Origin of the sequence: Polaromonas sp. CG_9.7, assembly GCF_015752205.1 — a bacterium.
GTDB lineage: Bacteria > Pseudomonadota > Gammaproteobacteria > Burkholderiales > Burkholderiaceae_C > Polaromonas.
The window spans coordinates 52539-70124 of the sequence record NZ_JADOVG010000002.1 but is presented as its reverse complement, the minus strand read 5'-3'; the positions used below and the strand labels follow the sequence as shown (position 1 = coordinate 70124).

The 17586-nt window shown below is 62.0% G+C and carries 17 protein-coding genes; 4 read left to right on the top strand and 13 right to left on the bottom strand.

Features of this window, described 5'->3' with window-relative positions; all coding sequences use genetic code 11:
* Positions 1 to 108: 108 nt before the first annotated feature.
* The 8 genes from IWX87_RS02320 to IWX87_RS02285 form a co-directional block, all read right to left on the bottom strand.
* Complete coding sequence (locus IWX87_RS02320) at positions 109 to 1692, bottom strand: AMP-binding protein (protein WP_196861906.1); 1584 nt, start codon at positions 1690 to 1692, stop codon at positions 109 to 111.
* Positions 1689 to 3113 (bottom strand): aldehyde dehydrogenase family protein, encoded by a 1425-nt coding sequence (locus IWX87_RS02315; RefSeq protein ID WP_196861905.1) that lies wholly within the window; start codon positions 3111 to 3113, stop codon positions 1689 to 1691. The genes IWX87_RS02320 and IWX87_RS02315 overlap by 4 nt, the downstream gene beginning before the upstream one ends.
* A 59-nt stretch (positions 3114 to 3172) precedes the next feature.
* Complete coding sequence (locus IWX87_RS02310) at positions 3173 to 4690, bottom strand: tripartite tricarboxylate transporter permease (RefSeq protein ID WP_196861904.1); 1518 nt, start codon at positions 4688 to 4690, stop codon at positions 3173 to 3175.
* Between the two features lie 13 nt (positions 4691 to 4703).
* Positions 4704 to 5261: a tripartite tricarboxylate transporter TctB family protein gene (locus IWX87_RS02305; RefSeq protein ID WP_196861903.1), complete on the bottom strand. Its 558-nt coding sequence runs from the start codon at positions 5259 to 5261 to the stop codon at positions 4704 to 4706.
* Positions 5258 to 6217: a tripartite tricarboxylate transporter substrate binding protein gene (locus IWX87_RS02300; protein ID WP_196861902.1), complete on the bottom strand. Its 960-nt coding sequence runs from the start codon at positions 6215 to 6217 to the stop codon at positions 5258 to 5260. The genes IWX87_RS02305 and IWX87_RS02300 overlap by 4 nt, the downstream gene beginning before the upstream one ends.
* Before the next feature lie 51 nt (positions 6218 to 6268).
* Complete coding sequence (locus IWX87_RS02295; RefSeq protein ID WP_196861901.1) at positions 6269 to 7027, bottom strand: IclR family transcriptional regulator; 759 nt, start codon at positions 7025 to 7027, stop codon at positions 6269 to 6271.
* A gap of 646 nt (positions 7028 to 7673) precedes the next feature.
* Positions 7674 to 8339 (bottom strand): hypothetical protein, encoded by a 666-nt coding sequence (locus IWX87_RS02290; protein WP_196861900.1) that lies wholly within the window; start codon positions 8337 to 8339, stop codon positions 7674 to 7676.
* A gap of 171 nt (positions 8340 to 8510) precedes the next feature.
* Entirely contained in the window at positions 8511 to 9239 is a 729-nt protein-coding gene (locus IWX87_RS02285; protein ID WP_196861899.1) for an ATP-binding cassette domain-containing protein, read from the bottom strand.
* A 423-nt stretch (positions 9240 to 9662) separates the two neighbouring features.
* Between IWX87_RS02285 and IWX87_RS02280 the strand changes: the two genes are divergently transcribed.
* Genes IWX87_RS02280 through IWX87_RS02270 form a run of 3 tightly spaced genes read left to right on the top strand, consistent with a single transcriptional unit; the run spans position 9663 to position 12777 of the window.
* Complete coding sequence (locus IWX87_RS02280) at positions 9663 to 10700, top strand: PQQ-dependent catabolism-associated beta-propeller protein (protein WP_196861898.1); 1038 nt, start codon at positions 9663 to 9665, stop codon at positions 10698 to 10700.
* On the top strand, positions 10700 to 11920 hold the full coding sequence (locus IWX87_RS02275) for a branched-chain amino acid ABC transporter substrate-binding protein (RefSeq protein WP_196861897.1): 1221 nt from the start codon (positions 10700 to 10702) through the stop codon (positions 11918 to 11920). Before IWX87_RS02280 ends, IWX87_RS02275 begins: the two co-directional genes overlap by 1 nt.
* Positions 11902 to 12777 carry an ABC transporter permease gene (locus IWX87_RS02270; protein WP_196861896.1) on the top strand — a complete coding sequence of 292 codons (876 nt, stop codon included), beginning with the start codon at positions 11902 to 11904 and terminating at the stop codon, positions 12775 to 12777. The genes IWX87_RS02275 and IWX87_RS02270 overlap by 19 nt, the downstream gene beginning before the upstream one ends.
* Positions 12778 to 12963: 186 nt before the next feature.
* On the opposite strand, the gene pqqE is transcribed toward IWX87_RS02270, so the two are convergent.
* From pqqE to pqqA, 5 genes are all read right to left on the bottom strand, one after another.
* Positions 12964 to 14079, bottom strand: a complete 1116-nt coding sequence (pqqE, locus tag IWX87_RS02265) for a pyrroloquinoline quinone biosynthesis protein PqqE (RefSeq protein WP_196862193.1) — start codon at positions 14077 to 14079, stop codon at positions 12964 to 12966.
* A 16-nt stretch (positions 14080 to 14095) separates the two neighbouring features.
* Positions 14096 to 14413: a pyrroloquinoline quinone biosynthesis peptide chaperone PqqD gene (gene pqqD, locus IWX87_RS02260; protein ID WP_196861895.1), complete on the bottom strand. Its 318-nt coding sequence runs from the start codon at positions 14411 to 14413 to the stop codon at positions 14096 to 14098.
* A 1-nt stretch (position 14414) separates the two neighbouring features.
* Positions 14415 to 15191 (bottom strand): pyrroloquinoline-quinone synthase PqqC, encoded by a 777-nt coding sequence (pqqC, locus tag IWX87_RS02255; protein WP_196861894.1) that lies wholly within the window; start codon positions 15189 to 15191, stop codon positions 14415 to 14417.
* Positions 15192 to 15206: 15 nt separating this feature from the next.
* Positions 15207 to 16124, bottom strand: a complete 918-nt coding sequence (pqqB, locus tag IWX87_RS02250; protein ID WP_196861893.1) for a pyrroloquinoline quinone biosynthesis protein PqqB — start codon at positions 16122 to 16124, stop codon at positions 15207 to 15209.
* An 83-nt stretch (positions 16125 to 16207) separates the two neighbouring features.
* Positions 16208 to 16282 carry a pyrroloquinoline quinone precursor peptide PqqA gene (gene pqqA, locus IWX87_RS02245; RefSeq protein ID WP_084181563.1) on the bottom strand — a complete coding sequence of 25 codons (75 nt, stop codon included), beginning with the start codon at positions 16280 to 16282 and terminating at the stop codon, positions 16208 to 16210.
* Between the two features lie 90 nt (positions 16283 to 16372).
* On the opposite strand from pqqA, the gene IWX87_RS02240 reads away from it, so the two are divergent.
* Positions 16373 to 17497, top strand: coding sequence for an alpha/beta fold hydrolase (locus IWX87_RS02240; RefSeq protein WP_196861892.1), 1125 nt, complete (start codon positions 16373 to 16375; stop codon positions 17495 to 17497).
* Positions 17498 to 17586 lie beyond the last annotated feature (89 nt).

Below are 17586 nucleotides of genomic sequence, written 5' to 3'. Positions count from 1 at the left end.
AGGCTTACCAAGATTGCGCCAGAACCATTTTTGGCCAAATTATTATTTGCCTCATGCAGTTCTTTCCAAGCGGTCTGCAATTTTTCGGGTCAGGGTGATGGGGGGGGGCTAGCCATGGACGCCGGTCAAGCTCTTGACGAACTCCAGCAGCTTCAGCCTTTGCACCTTGCCCGAGGGACCACGCGGAAGGTCATCCACAAAATGGATCACTTTGGGGCACTTGAAACGGCCCAGATGGGTTGCGCAGAAAGCGCGCAAGGCAACTTCGTCGGGCTGGCGGCCTGGCCGCAGCACCACGCACACCATGATTTCCTGCCCGTAGTGCTTGTCGGGGATGCCGGTAGCCGCCGCGTCGAGCACATCGGGATAACGCAGCAAAACCTCATCGATCTCGCGCGGCGCGATGTTTTCGCCCCCTTTGATGATGAGCTCCTTGATGCGCCCCGTGATGAAGAAGAACCCATCGGCATCGCGGTGCCCGAGGTCGCCGGTGCGCAGCCAGCCATCGGGCGTGAGGGCCGCCTGGGTGGCCTGCGGGTTCTTGTAGTAGCCCCTCATCACCTGGCCACCGCGAATCACCACTTCTCCGGTATCGCCGTCGGCGAGCGTCTGGAATTGCGCATCGACCACCCGCGCCTCGCAGCCCGAGGCCTTGCCCACCGAGCCCAGCTTGCGCAACTCAATTTGCAGCGGGTTCGAGAACGAAGGCGCTGCGGTTTCCGTCAGCCCCATGGTTTCGATCACGCCAACGCCAAACTTTTTCTCGAAACCCTGCAAATGCTCTGGCGGCAAGGAAGCCGATGCCGAACGGCAAAAACGCAGCGGTCCGGTGACCTCTGGCGAAGGCGCGGGGGCTTCCAGCAAATACGACACCATGGTCGGCACCAGGTTGATCCAGGTGCAGGCGTTGCGAGCCACTTGCGGCCAAAACCGCCCCACCGAGAATTTGTCTGCCAGCACCAGGCTGCCGCCCGATGCAAGAGGCGCCAGCATGGTGACGACAAATGCATTGATGTGGTACAGCGGCAGCACCGCCAGTACACGGTCTTGCGCGCCAAGCTGGTGCTCGGTGGCAATGGCGGCGGCATTGCAAGCGAGCTGCGTATGCGTGAGCAGCACACCCTTGGGCAAGCCGGTGGTGCCCGACGTGTACATGAGCAGGGCAGCATCATCGGATCGCACACGGTTGGCCGTGTCAAGGTCATGGCTGGATACGCCGCTGACCGGCTCTTCGCCAGGCAGGCTGGCGAGGCTCTCAGTAGTCACCAGCAGTTTCACCGGGCGCGCGATGGTCTTGAGCAAGGCCTGTACCTGCCCGGCCCATTGCGCTGTGGCAATCACCAGCTTGCAGTCCGAATGCTCCAGCACATAGCGCATCTGCTCGGGCTGGGCCAGCAGGTTGACCGGGTTCACGCAGTGGCCCGACCACATGCCGCCCAGCAAAATGCGCAAGGTGTTGAGTCCATTGGGCATGACCACCGAGACCGTGTCGCCCTTTGCCAAGCCTTGCTGCGCCAGCACCCGGGCCACCCCTTGGCAGCTTGACAGCAAATCAGCGTAGCTAAGGGCTGCATCGCCTTCTCCTTCCTGCGCATAGACCGCGTCGTGCCGGGCATGCGCTTGTTGCTCGATGAGCTGGCGCAAGCTGCCCTTAACGAAGACTGTGCAGGCCTGGGCGTCTGCCGTGCTCATAGGGCACCATACTTGTCGAAATAGCTGCCGAAAATTTCGCGTTCGGTGGGCATTTTTTCCGGGATCGGCATGGAGACGCGTGTGGTGTTCAGGTAATGCCGGTAGTTCATGTTGTCGGAGAAGTTGTTGCCGCCCCAGGTGCCGCAACCCATGGAGAGTGAAAACGGCAGGCCGTTGTCGAAACTGCCACCCGCAGCGATGCAGTGGGCCTGCTCGACGATGACGCGCGACACGGGCAGCCGCAGCCCGAGCGCCAAGGCCCGATCCGGGTTTTTCGTGTGCAGCCCCACAGAGTGCCCGGCACCTTGCCAGGCGTACAGACGCTCCACCATCTGCATGGCAGCTTCAAAGTCGGGCACGGTGTAGAGGGTAAGCACCGGGCTGAGTTTTTCGCCTGAGTAGGGGTGATCTGCGCCCACGTCGTGCGCCCCCTGGTCTACCATGAGCACCAATGGCTTGGCGGCCGCCAGATCGTCAAAGCCTGCCAGCGCTGCAATGTGCTGCGCCGACTTGCCGGTGACGTCGCCCGAGAGCTTGCCCTGCGGCCACATGACCCGCTGCAGGTGCTCCGCCTGCGCGGCGCTGAGCAAATGCGCGCCTTGATCGCTCAGCGCCTTGAGCAGCGCGTCGCGCACGCTGGCCAGCACCACCAGACTGTTTTCCGACGAACAGCTGGTGGCGTTGTCGAAAGTCTTGGAGCGCACGATGCGCTCGGCAGCGGCCTGGACATCGGCGGTTTCATCCACGATACCGGCGACATTACCGGCACCCACACCAAAAGCAGGAGTGCCGCAGCTGTAGGCTGCACGTACATTCGCCTGCGAGCCGGTGGCCACTACCAGATCGCACAGCGCCATCAATTCGGCGGTGGCTTGTTTGTTGATGGGTGCGGGCAGCACCTGCACCAGATCGCGCGGCGCACCGATGCGGTCAAACTCGGCATGGATGAAATCCACCAGTCGCTGCGCCGTGCCCTGCCCCTTGGGCGAGGGGGCGACGATGACGGCATTGCGCCCTTTCAGCGCATTGATGATCTTGTTGGCCGGGGTAGCACCCGGATTGGTGGAGGGCGTGACCGCACACACCACGCCCACAGGACGGGCGATTTCCACGATGCCCAGCGCCTTGTCTTCGGCAATCACGCCGACCGATCTGGCACCTTGCAGGTCACGCAGCAGCCCCAGCGTCTTGCGGTGGTTTTTGCGCACCTTGTCGGCCACATTGCCGACACCGGTTTCAGCCACGGCCATCTCGGCAAGCGCCTGATTGCGGGCAGGTTCAATGATGGCCCAGCCGGCGGCAGCCACCAGTTCATCGATGCGCGCCTGGTCGTACTGATTGGCCACTTGCTGTGCGGCGCGGGCGCGCTGCACCTGATCGGCGACGGGTCCGGTTGCGTCAGAGGTTTGATTTGTTTGCATGGAGATTCCCGGTTAGGCTGACAGGCTCGCGCCTGGCCAGCAGTTGTGTTGTCCTGGGTTCAGGCGGTTAGTTTGTTGCGTCGCGCAAACAGTTTCAGTACTTTCCCACCAATGCCGGGCACCAGTGCCCAGATGACGAACACGAGGGAAAAAGCCATGATGCTGCCGCTGATCGGACGGGTCAGGAAGATGGTCGGGTCGTTGTCGTAATTGGCCATCGAAGTCATGAAATAACGTTCCGCCAACGGGCCCAGAATGACGCCCAATACCAAGGGCGCAGAAGGAAAGCTGAAGTGCTTCATCACGTAGCCCAGCACACCGAATCCCAGGCAGATGTAAACGTCGATGATGTTGTTGCGCACACCATAAGCACCCACCACACTCAACACCACGATGAAGGCCCCCAGAACAGTGGGCGGCACTTTCATCAAGGTGGCAAAGCCGCGCGCCACCAGCATGCCCGCACCGATCATGAACAGGTTGGCCAGGATCAGGCTCGCAAACACGGTGTAAACCAGGTCGGTTTGGGTGGTGAACAACAGCGGGCCCGGCGTGATGCCGTGCAACACCAGGGCGGCAAGCATGATGGCTGTCGCGGCACTGCCGGGGATGCCCAGCGTCAGCAGGGGAATCATGGCAGCGCCGGTAGTCGCGCTGTTGGCCGCTTCTGGCGCCACCAGCCCGGCTTCCACGCCCGTGCCAAACTCATGCCCGCGTGGCGAAACCTGTTTTTCGATGCCATAAGCGACTACAGCGCCTACCGTCGCCCCCGCGCCGGGCACCGTCCCAAGCAGGCAGCCAATGGCGGTTCCGCGCATGGCAGGTGCCCTGAGCGCCCAGAGATCCTTGAGCGACGGCAGGCGCATGCGCACATTCTTGGCATCGCCTTGCCCGTGACCGCGCTTGCCCAACATCTCCAGCACCTCTGTCAAGGCGAACAAGCCGATCATGACCACCACAAAGTCAATGCCGTTTTGCAGCGCAGGCAGACCGAAAGTCAGACGCGGCATGCCGTACAAAGGATCGACCCCAACGGTGCCAATCAAAATGCCGCAAAACAGCGAAACCATACTCACGGCCGGTGCTTCTTTGGCAATCGCAATAACGCTGATCAGGCCAAGAAAGGTGGCGGCAAAGAACTCTGGCTGGTCAAATGTGAGTGCAATCTCGGCGAATGGAGGTGCGCCAAAAGTGAGCAGCAAAGCACTGGCTATACCCCCCAACGCAGACGCCAGCAGCGCCAGCATCAGCGCCCGGGAGGCCTCTCCGCGTTTGGTCATGGAGAAGCCTTCCCAACAGGTGGGCAACGATGCCGGTGTGCCTGGTATGTTGATCAGGATGGCTGAGATCGAACCGCCAAAGACGCCTCCGGCGTAGATGCCGCCAAGAAACACCATGGCGCTCACGGGTGTCATGGCGTAGGTGAAGGGCAATGCCATGGCCATGGCATTGACGAACGAGATACCCGGCAGTGCGCCAGCGATGGTGCCCACGGCAAGGCCAATGAGCATGATGCCGAAATTCATCGGCTCCAGAGCGGCCAGCAGTCCGTGAAACAAATTGATCAAAGTGTCCAAAGCGTGTGCTCCCTCAGTAGATACCCAACAGGCGGTACAAGGCGATCGAGGCTTCACCCATCACACCCTGGCCACGATCCAGCGGCATCGAAGCCAGCTTCACGAACAGGTACAACAAAAAGGTGGTTCCCAGCAGGCCGATCAGCCCGATCTGCAACGGTTTTCGCATGCCGCCCAACAGGCACCAGCACACGAGATACAACAGTGTGGAGGCAGCAAACCCGATCACAGGCAGCAAATAGCCATACACCAGGATGAAGCTGACGCCCAGTCCAATCAGCGTCGAAAACGGCGTTTTCAGCGCATCCTGGGAGGGGGCATTGATCAGCGCTGTGGCGTTGACAGAGCCCTTGGCGCGCAGGACCGTCACCGCGCGCTGCAGCGTCCAGAACAAGCCGAATGCTGCAATGGCCCACATCATGAGGGTCGGCCAGGTGGCGGGCCCTACCAGCCCCCGCGTGATCTGAGCCGCCATCTCGGGAGACTCGACCACGCGCGAGCGCAGCAAGAGTGCCGCCACCACAAAGGCCAGTGGCCCGGCGAGCTGCCGCCGCCAGATGCTGACAGTCATTTGAATGCCTTCAGGTACTCGCTGACTTTGGTTTGAAACCCTGCGACGTAGGTTTGCGCTTCGGCCGGGGTGTAGCTGCGAGAAACGCAGGTATAGGTGTCTGCGCAGACAGCCTTCCATTCAGGCGTTGCCAGCGCGGCGTTGACCGCTGAAGACAGTGTTTTTAGCAACTCGGGAGGGGTTTTGGCACTGACCGCGATGGCACGGAAGTTCGGCAGATCACCAATCTCGAATCCCAGTTCTTTGGACGTAGGCACCTCCGGGAACGCTGGATGGCGTGTGTCGCTGAACACCACAAGGGGGCGCATCTTTCCGCTCTTGAGAAAGGGGCCCACGTCACCAGGCTCTTCATAAATGGCGTCGGTGTGCCTGCCCAGTGGTGACGCATAACGCTCGGCAGGCTTCTCAAAAGGGACGTTGGTTGTCTTGTAGCCCTTGGAGGCAAAGTATTTCAGCGTGATGTCGTCCTGGGTGCCGTAGCCGGAAGTCGCGATCTTCAGAGCACCTGGTTTCTTTTGCGCATAGGACAGGAAGTCTTTGAAGGTCTTGTGTACGCTGTCATTGGGCACAAACAACATGGACGGCGAGTCTTGCACGATGGCCGCAATGGCAAAGTCGCTGGGTTTGGAGGTGCCCAAGCCTGCAGCCCACGATGACACGGTCAGCGCGATCAGCGTGCCGGCGGTGTAGCCGTCTGCAGGCGCCGAAAGCAGCTTGGAAAGGCCAGCATTGCCCGATGCGCCGCTTACATTTGAAACCGGCACGGGAACGCCCATGCTCTTTTCCAGCAATTGGGACATCTTGCGGCCCATGGTGTCGGCACCGCCACCCGGACCAAAGGTCACCACCAGTTCGATTGGACGGTTGGGGTATTTGTCCTGGGCCAGAGCAGGCAAGGCGGTCAGCCCGAGAGCTGATCCGGCCATGAAGGCCATTGCGAAATGATGTCGTTTCATGTTGTCTCCTAAATAGTTGATTTACAGGAAGCGGCTTACCACCGCAACATTTCATGAATCCTGCTGCACGCGTCCTCCAAGCGCCCGCGTAATTTTTTGCGCTGTTTCCCATACCAATTGACCCAGTTGCCGGACCCGTTCGTCCCCCATGCGGCTGGCAGGTGCGGACAATCCCACGGCAGCCACCGCCACACCACTCGCATCAAAAATTACAGCGCCCAGGCCGTGCACCCCTTCGCGCCACTCTTCAAAGTTGGTGGCATAGCCGCACGCACGGATCCGGACCAGCTCTGCCTTGAGCTTCTCCAGCGATCCAATCGTTTTGGAAGTTGGGCACGGCAAAGGATTGGGGAGATGATCCAGTGCGCGCAAGTCGCCATAGGCCAGCAGTGCTTTTCCCGTGGCCACACAGTGCGCTGGAGCCCGGCCGCCAACTTCGGAATAGGCGCGTACCGGTTGCGGGCTGTCGATCTTGTCGAGATAAACAATTTCCGCGCCTTCCAGCACAGACAAGTGGATCGTTTCCTGTGAGGTATGGGCCAGTTGCAGCAGATGCTCGCGGGCAAGGCGCCGCACATCGAAGCAACCGGCCACCTTGCAACCCCATTCGAACAACTTAAGCGTGCAGTGGTATTCGCCCGTTTTCTCCGACTGCGCGACAACTCCCAACGCGCACCACGTCTGCAAAGTGCGATGCACGTTACTGCCTTGCAAGCCCAATGCCTTGGACAGACCCGACACAGTCCAAGGCCGTGCCGACTCGACCATAAGCTGCAGCAAGTGCACGCCTTTGATTAATGTTTTATCCATTCTATTATTTGGAATGATGTTTCATATATTCAATGTAGAGGCATGAACATCAACTGTCAATCAAGTAATAACCCTTGCAAGTGGCCACGGGAACCTGAATCGATCTTCTGGATCGACTCGGCCATACGCCTGGGCGACCCGGTGCTTCATCACAAATTAACTGACGCCTGACAAGGGAGGATGGAACACTGCAGCGCTACCTTGGCAGCACAAGAATGATCTTGGCTGCAGGACATTGCGCATATGAGCGAGCGCAAGATTGAGCGACTCAAAAAAATTCCAGGAATATCTGGAGATGGCACTGAACCGCCAGGTATCGCAGTTCAAGCCCTGGAGGAAAGCTGACTATGGGATTGCCCGAGGGCCAGCGCAGCTCTGGTGGCAACCATGGAGCATGGCGCTGGGGAGCTAAAGCCGGCAAAACAAGGTCTTGACCGACGACTTGACAGCGTCAAGACATTTGAAGCCAGATCGCCACCCGGCAGGCCCATGCAAACAGTCTAAAGGCCAAGGTCAACTGGCAATTCACGGCCAAGAATGGCCGCTTCAAGCGCAAGCGGCTCTACCCGACACTTGCGCTTGACGAGACAGTAGCTGGCAACGCATAAAAATGCGTGGCAACCTGCCGACTCAAACCAAAAAATTTTTAATTCGCAGCAAAACAGTACATCAGCCCTGCGCCACCGGTGGACTTGAGCGCGTCCATGCCGCAGCCGCGCGTGCCGTGCGATGCATTCCACGAAACGTTAGCGACCGGATCGGGGTTGGTGCCGTCGCGGTCATGGTGGCCCACGATGGCCGAGCCTTCTGCGCTCTGGGTCCAGTTGCCGCAGGTGGTGTCCTTGGCCGCCGTGGCCAGTCGGCCGTCCGGGGTGGAGCCGGTCAGGATGTCGTGCATGTTGACCGCATCGCCCCGGCCATTGACGACCTCGCCTTTTTCCGTCAGCGCGGTCTGCTTGGTGAGCTGGTTGCTGGCGCTGTGCAGGTTGTCTACGCTGGTGGCCACGATCACGCCCTTGGCATTTTGCCAGGGGCCACGGCCGATGCGGTCACGCGCATCGACCGCCGGGCTTGAGGCGCTGGGTGCGGCGCTGAGGTAGGCGCGCCAGTTCTTGTTGCCGGCATTGGCCGCCGTGGCCAGCTGCTGGCAATAGGCGTCGGCACCGGCCAGGCCGCCAAAGTTGGCGCCTTGACCCGGATTGGCGCTGGTGACAAAGAAACTCATTGCATTTTGCGGCGTCGAAGGCATGGGTGCGCAGGCAACGAGCATGACGGAAGTGGCAAGAAGTGCAAATTTCAGACGTGAATGCATGATGGGTCCCTTGAAGAATTGATAAAGGGGGTTTGTAAAGAAGAGGAAAGCGCCCCAGCACACTACGGCAGGCGCGCCTTCAGTTCAAGAGCGCAATCCCCTAACCTGTTTCTCGTCCTGCGTTGGCAAAGGAAAAAGATACTCGTCGCCGTCAAGCCCCGGGAGAGCCCGTCAAAATTTCCCCATCACCGGATCGTCTGCAAACTGCGCCTTGAAGGCGTCGCTGCTCCCTTCGAAACGCACCGTGCCGCCTTGCAGGAACAGCAGCCTGTCGGCCACTTCAATTTCTTCCATCAAGTGCGTGGCCCACAGCACGGCGACCTGGCTCTCGCTCACCAGCTTGCGGACAGTGGCGAGCAACTGCTGCCGCGAGCCCGGGTCCAGGCCGACCGTGGCTTCGTCCATCAGCAGCACGCGCGGCCGGTGCAGCAATGCACGCACCAGTTCGACCTTGCGACGAGTGCCGCCCGACAGGCTGCGCACCACGGCACCAGCCTGCCCGTCCAGTGCCATGCCCGCCAGGGCTTCGGCAATCCTGTCGCGCGCGCTGCGGCGGGGCAGGCCGTGCAGGTCGGTGTGGAACAACAGATTCGCCTGCACGGACAGGTCAAGGTCGAGCGCGGTTTGCTGGAACACCACGCCCAGCCCGGCCAGCGCGCGGCTTGCATGGGTGCGCATGTTGAAGCCCAGCACCTCGATGTGTCCGCTGTCCGGACTGAACAAACCGGTCAGCAGCTGCATCAGCGTGGATTTCCCCGAGCCGTTGGGCCCCAGCAGGGCGACCATTTCGCCGGCAAACAATTGCAGGCTGACGCCCAGCAGCGCCGGCTTGCCCGCATAGGACTTGTGCAGGTCGCGGGCTTGCAGCAGAGGCATGTTGACAGGTAAAGGAAGATTCATGAATTTGAGAGGGTCGTTGCCGCCAAGAGGTGCATGCGGCGCAACAATGCCTTTTCATGCGCCAGCGTTTTCAGGAGGGCCTGCGCATAGGCCCGGGTTGAAAGATAGTCCGGATTCTGATCGTAACGGGTGAGTGCCGCCTTGCAGGAACGCACCCTGCAGCAGTTTCACGATACGCACAGGCGAACCGCGGGGCGTATAACGAATGCCCGAAATCCAGTTCGCTGCAGCAGACTGAGGGGGAAGGCAAAAACAAAGGCATGGCATCAGACAGGTCAACAGGTTTGAACCCAATAGACCCACAACTGTTAAAAACGCAGGATGAACCCACAAGCAGACCCCTTGTTTTGGCCCCGCTTTTGCTTTCAGCGTCGATGCGTCCTGCAGCGTGCTCATTCATTACATCAACGCGCCAGAAAAACCATGCATCCCACGGCTCTCGAATCCCGGAAAAGCTATCGACCGGCCCGCTTCCTGCGCTCGACGCTGACGCTGGGCGCCAGCATCGCCGTCAGTGGCTTTTTGTCGATGGCGCGGGCCCAGTTGCCTGCGCCGACGCCCAACCGCGTGTATGTGTCCAGCGAGAAGGACAACCGCATCCAGGTGTTTGACACGCAGGGCCTGCGCCTCTCGGCCATCGACGTGTGCAAGCGACCGCGCCACATGCAGTTCAGCCCGGACCACCGGCAAATTTATGTGTCCTGCGGCGACAGCAACCAGATGGGGCGGGTGGACCTTGCCAGCGCCAAGATGACCGAAACCATGCCACTGGGCGACAGCCCTGAAATCTTCGACCTGAGCCCCGACGGCAAGACCGCTTTTGTCTCGATTGAGGACGAGAGTGTCATGGCAGCCTATGACCTGCAAAGCCGGGCCAAGCTGTTTGAAGTCAAGACGGGTGTCGAGCCCGAGGGCATTCTGCTGATGCCCGATGGCAAGCATGCCTATGTCACCTCCGAGGTGGCCAACGTGGTTCATTTGATCGATGTCGCACAGCAAAAAGTGGTCAAGAATATCCGCGTCGGCAACCGCCCCCGGCGCCTTGTGCTGGCCGCCAATGGCAAGGAACTGTGGGTCAGCAACGAACTGGGCGCCAGCGTCAGCATTTTGAGCACCGAGGACCAGACCGTCAAACACACGCTGCAGTTCAAGCTCAAGGGCATGCGTGCCAGCGACATCACGCCGGTGGGCATGGCGCTGAGCCCGGACGGAAAAACCGTATGGGTGACGCTGGGACGGGCCAACCATGTGGCCGAGGTGGACCAGGCGAGTCGCCAGGTGCGCAACACCATTTTGGTCGGCAAGCGCGCCTGGGGCGTGGCCGTGCACCCGGACGGCAAGACCGCGTATGTGACCAACGGCCTGTCCGACGACATGACCCTGGTCGATACCGTCGCCGGCAAGGCGGTGCGCAGCGTGGCAGCCGGGCGCGTGCCGCACAGCGTGCTGGTGCAGCCCTGATGGCTTGCACTGAAGGCCCGCGGAATGCCTGGCGGCGGGCGGTGGCCCTGGCGGCTGCAGGGCTGCTGGGCGGGATCTCTGTGGCGGCCCTGGCGGCACCAACCCCTGTCACGGTGGCGGTCATCAGCCAGTCGGACGATGCGCGCTATGCGCCCCACCGCCTGGAGCAGGCTTATCCCGGACATCCGCACGGACGCCCGCTGGCGGCAGCCCGCATGGCGGCAGAGGAATCCGGCATTGAACTGGAGGTGCTGGGCCTGAGCCTCAAGGTGATCGGGTTATCCATTGCCGACACGCAGGCCCTGCCGGCGGCGCTGGCGCAGCTCAAGGCCGCCAAGGTGCAGCATGTGCTGGCCGACCTGCCTGCGCCCGCACTGCAGCAGCTGGTACAGCAGGCACCCGCCGCACTGGGCGGCGCCATGGTCTTCAACATCAGCCTCGAAGACGATGTGCTGCGCGGCGAACAATGCGCGGGCCACCTGCTGCACACCTTGCCAAGCGCGCAGATGCGCAGCGATGCGCTGGCCCAGTACCTGGTGGCGCGGAACTGGCGCAAGCTCCTGCTGCTGCAAGGCCCCGAGCCGCAGGATGCGCTGCAGGCCCAGGCCTTGAGCCGGTCGGCACAGCGCTACGGCCTGAAAATTATTCAGAACCGGCCCTTCAAGCTCGGCGCCGATCCGCGCGAGCGAGACCTGGCCAACACGCGCCTGCTCACCGGTGATCGCGAGCATGAGCTGGTGGCCGTGGCCGACAGCGTGGGGGAATTTGCGCGCACCCTGCCCTACGCCACACAATGGCCGCGCCCGGTGGTGGGCAGCAGTGGCCTGATGGCGCTGGCCTGGCATCCGCACGGGGAACGCAGTGGTGCACAGCCGTTGTCGCGACGCTTTTACAAGCTGACCGGCCGACCCATGCAGAGCCATGACTGGGCCGCCTGGGTCGCTGTCAAGGCCGTGGCAGCGGTGCTGGCCGACGACCCCAAGGCCGGCCTGGCGCAGCAGCTCAAGCGCTTGCGTGGCGGCAACGTCTACCTCGATGGCGCCAAAGGGCAGCGCCTGTCATTTCGGCCATGGGACGGGCAGTTGCGCCAGCCGATGTTCCTGGCACACGGCGACGGCGTGGCCGGCGTGGCGCCGCTTGAAGGGGTGTTGCACCCTACCGAAGTCCTTGACACACTGGGCATGGATGAAAAGGAATCGGCATGCAGACAGAGCCCCTGAACCCGCGCTTGGCCAGTCCCGCGGCCACCGGCTTGCCGGATGACGCACCGGCCCGGCTGCCACACCTCGCGCGCGCGCTGCGCGCTGTGGTTGGCCGCGAGATCAACAAGTTCCTGCGCCAACCGTCGCGGCTGGCGTCCGCGCTGGTGCGGCCGCTGCTGTGGTTCGTGGTGTTCTCGGCGGGCTTTCACAGCGTGTTCGGCGTGTCCATCGTGCCGCCCTACGAAACCTATGTCGAATACCAGGTCTACATGGTGCCTGGCCTGCTGGCCATGGTGGCGCTGTTCAACGGCATGCAAAGCTCGCTGTCCATGGTTTATGACCGTGAGATGGGCGTGATGCGCCTGCTGCTCACCGCACCACTGCCGCGCGGCTGGCTGCTGGGGTTCAAGCTGCTGGCCGGCACCTGCCTGTCGGTGTTGCAGATGGCGGTGTTCCTGCTGATCGCGCGGGCCTTTGGCGTCACGCTGAGCTGGCAGCATGTGCCGCTGCTGTTTCTCGCCATGGTCAGCGGGGCCACGTTGCTGGCCGCACTGGGGTTGATGCTGTCGGTCTACATCAAGCAGCTGGAAAACTTTGCCGGCACCATGAACTTTGTGATTTTCCCGATGTTCTTCATCAGCCCGGCGCTGTTCCCGCTGTGGCGGCTTGAAGAGTCGGGCGCCTGGTGGATGCTCAGGCTGGCCCAGTGGAACCCGTTTACCCATGTGGTCGAAACACTGCGCTTTGCCATGTACGGGCAAGTCAACATGCTGTCCTTGTTAGTGGTGGTGGCAGGAAGCGCGTGTTTTTTTTGCCTCGCCTGGTGGGGCTACGACCCGCAGCGCGGCTGGATCCGGCAGCGCGGCGCGGCTTGAACGGCACCCGGCGCACAGCGGCGTCCTGCCCGTTCGGGCGATATTCGCCGTACGCGGCAGGGGTAAATTCATTTTTGAACACTGTCACACCCTGCAGGTGCGGCACTTCACTTTTGAGTCCGCCGTGCGTTAAACACATTTCCCATACAAAACCGCAGCCAGATTCCATCGAACCTGACCACCGGTTCAATTTTCCGGGTGCAGCGCGCGCGACGCTGCGTCGGTGCGAAAGATGATGGGCTGCTCGCGCCCTGCCGGTGCCTGGCGCACCAGTCGCACGACCTTGTCATGGTGCGGCGACTTGCTGCACACCGGGTCGGCCTGCGTGGCATCGCCGGTGATCTGGAAAGCCTGGCAGCGGCAGCCGCCGAAATCCTTGTGCCGCTCGTCGCAGTCGCGGCACGGCGCTTGCATCCAGGATTCCCCCCGGTAGGCATTGAAGGCCTGGCTGCGCACCCAGATATCGCCCAGCGGCTGATCCTGCACGCGTGGCAGTTGCAGGCCCGGCAGGTTGCGCGCGTTGTGGCAGGGCAAGGCCACGCCATCAGGCGCGATCGCAAGGAACACCGAACCCCAGCCATTCATGCAGGCCTTTGGACGCTCTTCAAAGTAATCGGGAACGACAAACAGGATCCGGCAGCGCGTGCCGTACTCGGCGCGGTAGCGCTGCACCACGGCCTCGGCTTCAATCAGCTGTGCGTGCGTCGGCATCAGGTGGTCGCGGTTGGTCCAGGCCCAGCCGTAGTACTGCGTGTTGGCCAGTTCCAGAAATTCGGCATCGAGGGCCAGCGCCATCTCGATGATCTTGTCCACATGCGGCAAGTTGTGCCGGTGCAGCACGCAGTTGAGCACCATGGGCCAGTCGTGCTGCTTGATCAGGCGCGCCACGCGCTGCTTGAGCTCGAAGGTTTTGGTATGGCTCAGGAAATCGTTGAGTTCGCGCGTCGAATCCTGGAAGGACAGCTGCACATGGTCCAGTCCGGCGTCTTTCAGCCGGCGGGCGCGGGCTTCGGTCAGGCCCACACCCGAAGTGATCAGGTTGGTATAAAAGCCCAGTTGCCGGGCTTCCTGCACCAGTTCTTCAAGGTCATCCCGGAGCAATGGCTCGCCGCCTGAAAAACCAAGCTGCGCCGCACCCAGCGCACGCGCCTGGCGCATCACATCGACCCATTGCGCAGTGCTCATCTCCGCTTGCAGACGGGCGTGCTGCGTCGGGTTGTAACAAAACACGCAATGCAGCGGACAGCGGTAGGTCAGCTCGGCCAGCAGCCACAGCGGCGGCGGCACGGCATCGTTAACCATGCCGGACAAAATCCCTTCAGACAATCCAGCCACGGCGCATTCCTTCGTGCAGCAGGTCACGCACCTGCGGCGCAATGCCTTTGGCATTGAACAGGATTTCAAGGTCGGCCACGATGGCGTCAATGCTGCGTTCGCCATTGCAGCGACGCAGGATTTCGGCAGAACTGTCGTTGAGTTTGACCATGCCTTCCGGATACAGCAGCACCCAGGCCGACTGCACCTTCTCGTATTGCATGCGGTACAGCCGCGACAGTTTGGGCAGTGCCGGCAAGGTCTGCGGCGCTTGTTCGCCAGGCACAGCGGGCGAAGCAGGCGATGAGGCTCCAGCGTTCATGTCAGTCCTTGGCGGGGGTGGCGTGGGGTTGATTGGGATTGAGGCAGACCTTCTCGATGGCGTCGAGCATGCTCCACAGAATGTCGAGCTTGAACTGCAAAATATCCAGCGCCCGGTGCTGGGCCGGGCGGGTCGTGAAGTGGTCGATTGTGACCTGCAACCCGTGCGCCACATCCCGGCCCGCCAGCGGAATACGGCTTCTGAAGTAATTCAGCCCCTCTGCGTCGATCCACGGATAGTGCGTGGGCCAGCCGGCCAGGCGGTCCTTGTGGATTTGCGGTGCGAACATTTCGGTCAGCGACGAGCACACGGCTTCCTGCCAGGGCGCACTGGCCGCGAAATTCACATAGGCATCGCAGGCAAAACGCACAGCGGGCGCGACGCCCTGCAGCGACCAGAGCTCTTCACGCGGGATACCGACGGCTTCGCCCAGGCGCGTCCACGCCTCAATGCCGCCAGCGGCCGAACCGGTGTAGTCGCCATAACCGTCATGGTCCAGGATGCGTTCGATCCACAGCCGGCGGTGGTCGCGGTCGGGCATGTTGGCCAGGACAGCAGCGTCCTTGCGCGGAATGCAGATCTGGTAGTAAAAGCGGTTTCTGACCCAGTGGCGTATTTCTTCAGGGGCGCACTGGCCGCTGTTCAAGCGGACATTGAAAGGGTGGTGGATATGGTAGCCCGCGCCCTGGGCGTGCAGGCGAGCCTCGAACTCTGTCCGCGTCCAGGCCGCGGCCAGGTCGCCGGCCAAATCGGGCTGTTGGGTTTGCGCAAGTTCCATGAAATAAATCGGCAGTCAGAAAACCAGTTGCATGCCATCCCAGGCGACTTCGATGCCATGCGCGGCCAGCAGGGCGCGTTCGGCGGAGTCTTCCTGGAGGATGGGATTGGTGTTGTTGATATGAATGAGTATTTTGCGAACGCCCGGCGGGAGTCGGTCAAGCTGGGAAATCATGCCCTGGGGACCGCTTTGCGGCAGGTGGCCCATTGCGGCAGCGCTCTTTTTTGACAAGCCCAGGCGCTGCATTTCGTCTTCGGTCCAGAACGTGCCATCGACCAGCACCATCTGGCATTTACCCATCAGGTCCAGAAGATCAGGCGTGACCTCGCCCAGGCCAGGCGCATAAAACACGCGCGCGCCGCTTTCAGGATTTTCAATCACCAGGCCAATGTTGTCGCCCGGACGCGGGCAATTGCGAAACGGAGAATAAGGCGGAGGCTTGGACGACAGGACGATGGGCCTCAGCGCCAGGCCAGGCAATCCGGGGACGGTTTGCAAGCTGGCGTCGGGCCGCAGCGGCAGCGCCTGAATGCCGCAGTAATGCGACAGGATGCGGGTGATGGGGAAGCCTTCACCAAGCTCTGAAAGCACTTCAGGGGTAGCCAGCAGGGGCAAGGGGCTGGCGCGTTCGCGCAGCATCAGCAATCCGGTGACATGGTCGATCTGCGCATCCATCAGCAGCACGGCGGCAATGCCGCTGTCGCGCACTGTGCGGGCAGGCTGCAATTCGGGATGGGCGCGGATCTGGGTCAGGACATCGGGCGAGGCGTTGACCAGCAGCCAGTCCTCACCGTTGGCGCTGACGGCAATCGACGACTGGGTGCGGGCTTGCGCATTCAACGTGCCGCGCCTGAATCCATCGCAGTTGGGGCAATTGCAATTCCACTGGGGAAAACCGCCGCCTGCTGCCGAGCCTAGAACGCGTAAATGCATGAATCAAATTCCGGAAAAAAAGAAAACCAGCCAAAACCGGCCGGAGAGCGCAAAAGCTTGCGTTCCCCGGCGGTATAAATGGCTCAGCGGTTTGCGATGTACATCGTGATTTCGAAACCGAAACGCAGGTCAGTGAAAGAAGGGGCGGTCCATTGCATGATGAGTCTCCAGTGGTTGGAATAAGGGATGATTACAAACCTGTCACCGCTTTCGGCAGCAACCGGCTCGCCCACTGTAATGCAACTTCAATGCCAAATCAAACCACGCCCCCTACCCCTCCAGCCGTAAAGGCCAAACCGGATACCGGCTGGCATTCACCCCACTTTGTGGCAACCGGTCGCGGTGCGCGCATGGCTTACCGCGACTGCGGGGCGCCAAACGGCGAATGCTGGCTGGTGGTGCATGGCGGGCCTGGCGCCTCGTGCCATCCGGGTTTGCTTGCACCCTTTCAACTCAGCCGCCAGCGCGCCGTGCTGCCTGACCAGCGCGGCGCTGGCCGGTCGCGCCCGGCAGCCCGGCTGGCGGGCAACCACACCGACCAGCTGGTGGCTGACCTGGAGACCCTGCGCCGCCACCTGGGCATTGAACGCTGGGCCTTGCTGGCGGGCTCGTGGGGCACCGTGGTGGCCTTGCGCTATGCCCAGGCGCACCCGGACAGGGTCACGCGGCTGGTACTGCGCGGCGCTTTTGCGCTCACGCGCCGGGAAATTTTTGGCCTTCTCCGCCCCGATCCCAGGCGCGACCGCGCGGTGTTGCAGAGCCCTTACTGGCCGCGCGCGCCCTACAGCGGCGACGCGCGGGTGCTTGCACGGCTTGGGCAGATGCTGCAATCGGCAACGCCCGGTGTCGCCGCACGGAACGTTGTGCGCTGCTGGAATTTGCTGGAGTTGCGCTCGGCGCTGAGCGGCTTGTGGCGCAGCGTGGTCCACTCGGCCAGTGTGGAGAATGCGCCACCGGGCGACCCGCGACAGCGCGCCAATGCGCACCGCCGCGCCTGGGCGCAGATCAAACGCCAGCAGCGGCGCAGCCTGGCCAACCTCCAACAGGCGCGTACCAGCCGCACGGACCAAAGTGGCTGGAAAAAATTCCGGATTCAGGGCCATTACCTCAGGCACAAAGGCTTTGTGCGCCCCGGCACGCTGGACAGCGCCGTACGCCGCCTGGCGCTGCGCGCAATTCCCAGCGACTGGGTGCATGGCCGCTTTGATGCGGTCTGTCCACCCAGGAACACCCGCCGCTGGGTGGCACAGCAGGAAGCGCTGCGAAACGGACTGGCCAGAGCGCACTGGCCGCTGGCAGGCCATCTGGCCAGCGAGCCGGGTGTGCGCGACACGCTGGCAAAGGCAGTCCGCCAGCCCCGCACGGCCCCTTGAAATTTTCAAGACACGAAACCGGCCGGAGCCAGACCCACAGGGCTTGACTTCAGGAAGTCGATGATTTTTTGTATCAAAAAGGCATTTTG

What these genes read in the sequence shown, in the direction of transcription:
- IWX87_RS02320 (WP_196861906.1), bottom strand. Translation starts at nt 1,692, where the DNA reads ATGAGCACGGCAGACGCCCAGGCCTGCACAGTCTTCGTTAAGGGCAGC.
- IWX87_RS02315 (WP_196861905.1), bottom strand. Translation starts at nt 3,113, where the DNA reads ATGCAAACAAATCAAACCTCTGACGCAACCGGACCCGTCGCCGATCAG.
- IWX87_RS02305 (WP_196861903.1), bottom strand. Translation starts at nt 5,261, where the DNA reads ATGACTGTCAGCATCTGGCGGCGGCAGCTCGCCGGGCCACTGGCCTTT.
- IWX87_RS02300 (WP_196861902.1), bottom strand. Translation starts at nt 6,217, where the DNA reads ATGAAACGACATCATTTCGCAATGGCCTTCATGGCCGGATCAGCTCTC.
- IWX87_RS02295 (WP_196861901.1), bottom strand. Translation starts at nt 7,027, where the DNA reads ATGGATAAAACATTAATCAAAGGCGTGCACTTGCTGCAGCTTATGGTC.
- IWX87_RS02290 (WP_196861900.1), bottom strand. Translation starts at nt 8,339, where the DNA reads ATGCATTCACGTCTGAAATTTGCACTTCTTGCCACTTCCGTCATGCTC.
- IWX87_RS02285 (WP_196861899.1), bottom strand. Translation starts at nt 9,239, where the DNA reads ATGAATCTTCCTTTACCTGTCAACATGCCTCTGCTGCAAGCCCGCGAC.
- IWX87_RS02280 (WP_196861898.1), top strand. Translation starts at nt 9,663, where the DNA reads ATGCATCCCACGGCTCTCGAATCCCGGAAAAGCTATCGACCGGCCCGC.
- IWX87_RS02275 (WP_196861897.1), top strand. Translation starts at nt 10,700, where the DNA reads ATGGCTTGCACTGAAGGCCCGCGGAATGCCTGGCGGCGGGCGGTGGCC.
- IWX87_RS02270 (WP_196861896.1), top strand. Translation starts at nt 11,902, where the DNA reads ATGCAGACAGAGCCCCTGAACCCGCGCTTGGCCAGTCCCGCGGCCACC.
- pqqE (WP_196862193.1), bottom strand. Translation starts at nt 14,079, where the DNA reads ATGGTTAACGATGCCGTGCCGCCGCCGCTGTGGCTGCTGGCCGAGCTG.
- pqqD (WP_196861895.1), bottom strand. Translation starts at nt 14,413, where the DNA reads ATGAACGCTGGAGCCTCATCGCCTGCTTCGCCCGCTGTGCCTGGCGAA.
- pqqC (WP_196861894.1), bottom strand. Translation starts at nt 15,191, where the DNA reads ATGGAACTTGCGCAAACCCAACAGCCCGATTTGGCCGGCGACCTGGCC.
- pqqB (WP_196861893.1), bottom strand. Translation starts at nt 16,124, where the DNA reads ATGCATTTACGCGTTCTAGGCTCGGCAGCAGGCGGCGGTTTTCCCCAG.
- IWX87_RS02240 (WP_196861892.1), top strand. Translation starts at nt 16,373, where the DNA reads ATGCCAAATCAAACCACGCCCCCTACCCCTCCAGCCGTAAAGGCCAAA.